General features: G+C 71.2%; 6 protein-coding genes and 1 tRNA gene. 3 read left to right on the top strand and 4 right to left on the bottom strand.

Annotation, left to right across the window (positions count from 1 at the left end; genetic code table 11):
- A partial coding sequence (locus HKK72_RS33795; RefSeq protein ID WP_222721478.1) for a type IV toxin-antitoxin system AbiEi family antitoxin domain-containing protein occupies positions 1 to 1109 on the top strand: 1109 nt, incomplete at its 5' end.
- A 70-nt stretch (positions 1110 to 1179) separates the two neighbouring features.
- On the opposite strand, the gene HKK72_RS33790 is transcribed toward HKK72_RS33795, so the two are convergent.
- Genes HKK72_RS33790 through HKK72_RS33780 form a run of 3 tightly spaced genes read right to left on the bottom strand, consistent with a single transcriptional unit; the run spans position 1180 to position 4423 of the window.
- Entirely contained in the window at positions 1180 to 2055 is an 876-nt protein-coding gene (locus HKK72_RS33790) for a sugar phosphate isomerase/epimerase family protein (protein ID WP_187238482.1), read from the bottom strand.
- Positions 2052 to 3200, bottom strand: coding sequence for a dihydrodipicolinate synthase family protein (locus HKK72_RS33785; protein WP_187238484.1), 1149 nt, complete (start codon positions 3198 to 3200; stop codon positions 2052 to 2054). The genes HKK72_RS33790 and HKK72_RS33785 overlap by 4 nt, the downstream gene beginning before the upstream one ends.
- A gap of 56 nt (positions 3201 to 3256) precedes the next feature.
- Positions 3257 to 4423: a Gfo/Idh/MocA family protein gene (locus tag HKK72_RS33780; protein WP_187238481.1), complete on the bottom strand. Its 1167-nt coding sequence runs from the start codon at positions 4421 to 4423 to the stop codon at positions 3257 to 3259.
- A gap of 148 nt (positions 4424 to 4571) precedes the next feature.
- On the opposite strand from HKK72_RS33780, the gene HKK72_RS33775 reads away from it, so the two are divergent.
- Together HKK72_RS33775 and HKK72_RS33770 are read left to right on the top strand one after the other, a co-directional pair.
- Positions 4572 to 6197: a glycoside hydrolase family 13 protein gene (locus HKK72_RS33775; protein WP_187238480.1), complete on the top strand. Its 1626-nt coding sequence runs from the start codon at positions 4572 to 4574 to the stop codon at positions 6195 to 6197.
- A gap of 80 nt (positions 6198 to 6277) precedes the next feature.
- Positions 6278 to 6351: transfer RNA gene (locus HKK72_RS33770), tRNA-Ile, on the top strand.
- An 83-nt stretch (positions 6352 to 6434) separates the two neighbouring features.
- Here the strand turns inward: HKK72_RS33770 and HKK72_RS33765 are convergent.
- The coding region (locus HKK72_RS33765) for a response regulator transcription factor (protein ID WP_187238479.1) at positions 6435 to 7009 on the bottom strand (575 nt) is incomplete at its 5' end.

Below are 7009 nucleotides of genomic sequence, written 5' to 3'. Positions count from 1 at the left end.
TCACGTTCGGGCTTCTTGTCTTCGTTCTGGATCGCCAGGCTTGGGCCATGCGCGACCGAGCCGAGCGGGCTGTGGCGGCCCTCGCCGCCGGGCAGGACGGGATCGTCACGAGGTGGCAGGCGCTCGGTGCCGGCCTGTCGGCCAAGGCCATCCGGTGCCGGGTCGAGTCCGGCCGATGGCAGCGGGTCTACCGCCAACGCCCTGAGGCGGGCCGCCACGGGGATCACCGAGGCGTCTATGCGACGTTCAGCGGGCCCATCGGCCGCGGGGCACGGCTGTGGGCCGCAGTGCTGGTCTGCGGGAAAGGGGCCGTGCTCAGCCATGAGTCCGCGGCGGAGGCATGGGGGCTGCTCGAAGGGCCCTCTGGCGCCGGTGATCGATCCCGCACCGGTCCGGGCGACCGGCCGGTCCACGTCACCGTGCCTCGGGGCCGTAAAGTGGACCCGCCCCCCGGAATCGTGATGCACCACTCCTCCCGGCTTCCGTCGTCGCGGCATCCCGCCCGGCTGCCTCCCCGCACCCGGGTGGAAGAGACGGTCGCGGACCTCACCCAGTCGGCCCGGACCATGGACGAGGCCGCCGGCGTGATCGCCGAAGCGGTGCGCCGTGGGCTGACGACGCACGACCGGATCGTCGCGGCGATCGGGGCGCGCCGCCGGTTCCGGTGGCGCAGGGAGCTGCTCGAATCCTGCGGCGAGGTCGCCGACGGCGCTCACTCGCTCCTGGAGCTGCGCTACGTAAGGCGCGTCGAACGGCCGCACGGGCTTCCGAGGGCCACCCGGCAGCTGCGGCGGAAGGCGGACGGGCGCGTCACCTACCTCGACAACCGGTACGAGCGCTACCGCACTCGTGTCGAGCTCGACGGGCAGCTCGGCCACACCGGAGACGGTGTCCTGCGCGACGTGTGGCGCGACAACCGGGCGGTGCTCGAGGGCGACGCGCCGCTCCGGCTCGGCTGGGACGACGTGGAGTCGCGGGCGTGCGAGAGCGCGGCCGCCGTGGCCAAGGTCCTGATCGACGGAGGTTGGGGCGGCAAGCTGAAGAGCTGCGGGCCGTGCTGTCGCGCGGAGTCCGCCCTCCGGAGGCTCTTAGCCGAGAGCCCGGGGTGACCGGAGTGAGCGGCGGGCGCGTCAGCGGTGTGTTCGGTGGCCCCTCCCAGGGCCACCGAACACACCGCTATCACGCGATCAGGCTGAGATAGCGCCGCTTCATCGTGGCGACGACCTCGTCGGGGTCCGCGGCCCAGATCTCGGCGTTGAAGATCTCGACCTCGATGTCGCCGGTGTAACCCGCCGAGGTCACGGCCGCCGTCAGCGGGCCGAAGTCGATGATGCCGTCGCCCATCATGCCCCGGCCGAGCAGCACGTCGGCCGGGAGCGGGGCGAGGAAGTCGCACACCTGGTAGCTCGCGATGCGCCCGCCGTTCGGGCCGCCCGCCCGGGCGATCTGGGCGGACAGCTCCGGATCCCACCACACGTGGAAGGTGTCGACGACGACGCCGACCTGCTCGACCGGGTACCCGGCGGCCAGGTCGAGGGCCTGGCCCAGCGTCGAGAGCACGGCCCGGTCGGCGCAGTACATCGGGTGCAGCGGCTCCAGCGCCAGGCGCACGCCGCGCTCGCCGGCGTAGGGCGCGAGCACGGCGAGCGCCTCGGCCACCCGCTCCCGTGCCCCCGCGAGGTCACGCGAGAACCCGGGCTGCGGGCCCTCGCCGGGTACGACGCCCGGCAGCCCGCCGACCACCAGCACCAGGGCGGCCGCGGACAGCTCCTCCGCCTCGTCGACGGCCCGCCGGTTGTCGTCGAGCGACGCCCGGTCGCCGGCGGTGAGGAAGCCGCCGCGGCAGAGCGACGACACCCGCAGCCCTGCGTCTCGCACCAGCTTGGCGGTCGCCGCGAGGCCGTGCTCGGCCACCGGTTCGCGCCACAGCCCGATCGCACCCAGGTCGTGACGGACACAGCCGTCGACCGCCTCGGGCACCGACCACCGCCGTGTCGTCCACTGGTTGAGCGATAGCCGGCGGACCGGGTCGGCGGCGGTCGTCTCCGGGGTCAACGCTCGACTCCGTGCACCGCGAGGAGGGTGCGCATGCGCCGCACGGCGAGGTCGGGGTCCGGCAGCAGGCCGGCGGCGTCGGCGAGCCGGAACACCTCGGCGAGGTGCACGACGGAGCGGGCGCTCTGGGCCCCGTTCACCATCGTGAAGGCGTTTTGGTGGCCGGCCAGCCAGGCCAGGAAGACGATGCCGGTCTTGTAGTGGTAGGTCGGCGTCTCGAAGATCTTCCGGGACAGCGGCACGGTCGGCGCCAAGATCGCTTCATAACCGGCCAGGTCGCCGGCGTCGAAGGCCTGCAGCGCCGCGGCGGCCGCCGGGGCGATCGGGTCGAAGACGCCGAGCAGCGCATGGCTGCCCGAGGCGATCAAGTCGGGATAGTTGAAGTCGTCACCGGTGTAGAGCTTGACGCCGTCCGGCAGCGCGGCGCGCAGCCGTACCTCATGGTCGGCGTCGAGCAGCGACACCTTGACCCCGTCGATGTCGGCCGCATGGTCGCGGATCAGCGCCAGCAGGTGTTCCGTGGCCTCGTCGACATCGGACGAGCCCCAGTAGCCGGCGAGCGCCGGGTCGAACATCTCACCCAGCCAGTGCAGGATCACCGGCCGGTCGGCCTGCGACAGCAGCTCGTCGTACACGGCGTGATAGTCGTCCGGGCCGCGGGCCGCCCCGGCGAGCTGGCGGCTCGCCATGATGATCACGCCGGCGCCCGCGTCTCGTACGGTCTCGATCTGCTCGGTGTAGGCGGCGACGATCTCGGCGAGGGTCTGCGCGCCGGGGACGTGGTCGGTGCCCGCGCCGCACGCGATGAGTTCGGCCGGGTCGCCGTACGCTCCGGCCTCGGCGGCGCTGCGCCGGATCAGCTCACGGGTGGCCGGCCAGTCCAGGCCCATGTTGCGCTGGGCGGTGTCCATCGCGTCGGCCACCCGCAGGCCGTACGACCACAGGTGCCGGCGGAAGCGGAGCGTCGCATCCCAGTCGAGACGGGCGGGCTCGCCGGGGCCGTTGCCCGCCAGCGGGTCCGCGACCACGTGTGCGGCCGCGTAGGCGATGCGCGACACCGGAGGGCCCGACGTGGCGCGGGTTCTCGGACCGCCGACCTGGTACGGCTCCAGACCGCCCTCGGCCGTCGGCAGCGTGATCGACAGACCTGTGGCGGACGAGTGCGACGTCCGGCCGCGCAACACGCGATGCTCCCGGGAGATCACAGTTCCCCTTCCTCGGTACCGATCGACGACATCTCGATCCGGCGGCCCTCCGCCGAGGACAGCAGCCCGGCCTCGGCGATCCGCACTCCGCGGGCACCTGCCGCGAGGTCGTACGGGAAGGGCGCGTCCTCGAGCACGTGCCGGACGAACAGCTCCCACTGGGTCTTGAAGCCGTTGTGGAACTCGCCGTTGTCGGGGACCTCCTGCCACTGCCTGCGGAACGGCTCGGAGGCGGGCAGGTCGGGGTTCCACACCGGCTTCGGCGTCGCGCTGCGGTGCTGCACGCGGCAGTTGCGCAGGCCCGCGACCGCGCTGCCCTCGGTGCCGTCGACCTGGAACTCCACGAGCTCGTCGCGGTTGACCCGTACGCACCAGGAGGAGTTGATCTGCGCGATGACGCCGCCGGCCAGTTCGAAGAGGCCGTACGCCGCGTCGTCGGCGGTCGCGGCGTAGGTACCGCCGGTCTCGTCGACGCGCTCGGGGATGTGCGTGACCGCCTTCGCGGTCACCGCCTCGATCCGGCCGAACAGGGTCTCGAGGACGTACGCCCAGTGGGGGAACATGTCCAGGATGATGCCGCCGCCGTCCTCGGCGCGGTAGTTCCACGAGGGCCGCTGGGCCTCCTGCCAGTCGCCCTCGAACACCCAGTAGCCGAACTCGCCGCGGACCGACAGGATCCGGCCGAAGAAGCCGCCGTCGACGAGGCGTTTGAGTTTCAGCAGGCCCGGCAGGAACAGCTTGTCCTGCACGACGCCGTTCTTCACGCCCGCGGACTTCGCGGCCTTGGCCAGCGATACCGCGTCCTCGACGGTCTCGGCGGTCGGCTTCTCGATGTAGACATGCTTGCCGGCCTCGATCGCCTTGGTCACCGAGGCGACCCGGGCGTGAGTGACCTGCGCGTCGAAGTAGATGGGGTTGCTCGGATCGGCGAGCGCCGCGGACAGGTCGGTCGTCCAGTCGGCGATCTCGTGCTGTTTCGCGAGTTCGCGCAACTTGAGTTCACTGCGCCCGACGAGGACGGGCTTGAGCAGGGCCCGGCCGCCGTCGGAGAGCGTCACGCCCCCTTCGGCGTTGATCGCCAGTACCGAACGGACCAGGTGCTGCCGGTAACCCATTCGGCCGGTGACGCCGTTCATCACGACGCCGACAGTGCGCGCGCTCATCTGAATCTCCTGACACCAAGCTGGTAAGCGCTTTCCGATAGACGATACGGCTGGTGGGGGAGGTCCGTCAATCCGAGCCGTCGGTACTTCGGTGGCGGGTGGCCGGTGGGCCATCGGCAGGGGACGTTCGGCGGAGATCCGTGGGACCATGGGCGGCGTCTTCGCAACCCCCCGTGTGAAGGGAGCCCGCCGAGTGAGCTGGTGGCGCGACGCCGTGATCTATCAGATCTATCCCCGGAGCTTCGCCGACGGCGACGGCGACGGCATGGGCGACTTCGCCGGAGTGCGTGCCCGCCTGCCGTACCTCGCCGACCTCGGCGTCGACGCGATCTGGTTCTCGCCGTTCTACCCGTCACCGATGGCGGACGGCGGCTACGACGTCGCCGACTACCGCGACGTCGACCCGCGCTTCGGCACCCTCGCCGACTTCGACGCCGTGGTCGCCGAGGCGGCCGAGCGTGACATCCGGATCATCGTCGATCTCGTGCCCAACCACTGCTCGTCGGCGCACCCGGTCTTCCAGGCCGCCCTCGCGGCGGCGCCGGGCGGCCCCGAGCGCGACCTGTTCATGTTCCGCGACGGACGCGGGGACGGGCCGCCCAACAACTGGCAGTCGATCTTCGGTGGCTCGGCGTGGACGCAGGTGCCGGACGGGCAGTGGTACCTCCACCTGTTCGACTCCTCGCAGCCCGACTGGAACTGGCGAAACCCGGCGGTCCACCGGCTGTTCGAGGACGTCATCCGGTTCTGGCTGGATCGGGGAGTCGCAGGCCTGCGGGTCGACGTGGCGCACGGGCTCTACAAGGATCCGCTGCTGCCCGATGCCGCCGACCCGACTCCGTCCGACCGGCCGTCGGCGTGGTATCACCGGCCCGAACTGCACGACCTCTACCGCACGTGGCGCGAGATCCTGGACTCCTACCCCGGCGAGGTGTTCCCGGGAGAGCGCACCGCCGTTGGCGAGTTCTGGTTCGACGAGCGGGAGGGCATGCTCGCGTACTTCGTCGACGGCGAGATGCATGAGGTCTTCAACTTCCTGCCGATCGCCACGCCCTGGGACGCCACCGCGTGGCGCGACACCGTCGATTTCTCCGTCTCCGCCGCACAGGGCAACTCGGTGGTGGCGCCGTGGGTCATCGGCAACCACGATGTGACCCGGCCGGTCACCAGGTACGGCAGACGGGAGCCGGCGATCTGGGATCGGCCGACGCCCGCCGAGGTCGACGAGGAGCTCGGCGGCAGGCGCGCGCGGGCGGTGGCACTGCTGCAGCTCGCGCTGCCCGGCTCGGCCTACGTCTACCAGGGCGAGGAGCTGGGGCTGCCCGAGGTGCTGGACCTGCCGGACGAGGTGCGCGACGATCCGGTCTTCCACCGTACGAAAGGCGAACGGGTCGGCCGCGACGGGTGCCGGATCCCGCTGCCCTGGTCCGGCGACGCCGCGCCGTTCGGGTTCTCACCCGACGGGGCCTCCACGTGGCTGCCCCAGCCCGAGGACTGGAAGCGCCGCACGGTCGAGGTACAGCTATCCGACCCCGCCTCGACGCTTCGGCTCTACCGGGAGGCGATCCGGTTGAGACCGTCCGGCCCGATGCGATGGCTCGACGGCGAGGAGCCGGGCGTGCTGGCCTTCGCCCGCGGTGACGGATTCGTCTGCATGGTCAACATGGGCGATGCGCCGGTGACATTGCCCGCCGATCGCGAAGTGCTGCTGGCGTCGGCTTCCGTGACCGACGGGCTGCTCCCCGCCGACGGCGCGGTCTGGCTCACCGGCTGATCGCGCCCGGCCCGGCGCGAACGCGAAGGAGCGCGCCGGGCCGTCACCCGCTATCGTGAACGCTGCGGTGGTCACGCCTCGGGGCGGTAGCTCAGCCGGTTAGAGCAGGGGACTCATAATCCCTTGGTCGTGGGTTCGAGTCCCACCCGCCCCACCCGCACATCCTGATCTTCTCTGGACCCGACTGAGGTTCGGCACCAGGTCGCTGAGGAGTCGATCCAAGCCCCCCGACGGCGGTCATGGCGTGGGTCTGCGCAGGACGTAGCCGACGCCGCGCACGGTGTGGATGAGCTTGGGCTCGGCGGTGTCGACCTTGCGGCGCAGGTAGCTGATGTAGGACTCCACGATGCTGGTGTCGCCGCCGAAGTCGTAGTGCCACACCTGGTTGAGGATCTGGGCCTTGGACAGCACCCGGCCGGTGTTCTCCATCAGATAGCGCAGCAGCCGGAACTCGGTGGGGGAGAGCCTGATCGATCTGCCGGCGCGGAGCACCTGGTGGGCCTCGAGGTCGAGCCGCAGATCGGCCACGGTGAGTGCGTCGTCGGCCAGGCCGCCGGTACGCCGCAGGATGGCCCGGATCCTGGCGATCAGTTCTTCCAGGTCGAACGGTTTCGTGACGTAGTCGTCGCCGCCGATGGTCAGGCCCTTGATCTTGTCCGCGGACCCGTCTCGCGCGGTGAGGAAGAGGATCGGCACGTGTCCGGTCCCGCCTCCGGTCGCGATCTCGTTCCGCAACCGGTGGACCACCGTGAAGCCGTCCATGTCCGGCAGCATCACGTCCAGGAGGACCAGGTCAGGTCGTTCCCGGGCGG

It is taken from the genome of Actinomadura sp. HBU206391 (assembly GCF_014323665.1).
Classification (GTDB): Bacteria; Actinomycetota; Actinomycetes; order Streptosporangiales; family Streptosporangiaceae; genus Actinomadura_C.
The sequence above is the reverse complement of the archived record's forward strand: the minus strand, read 5'-3'. Positions and strand labels throughout refer to the sequence as shown.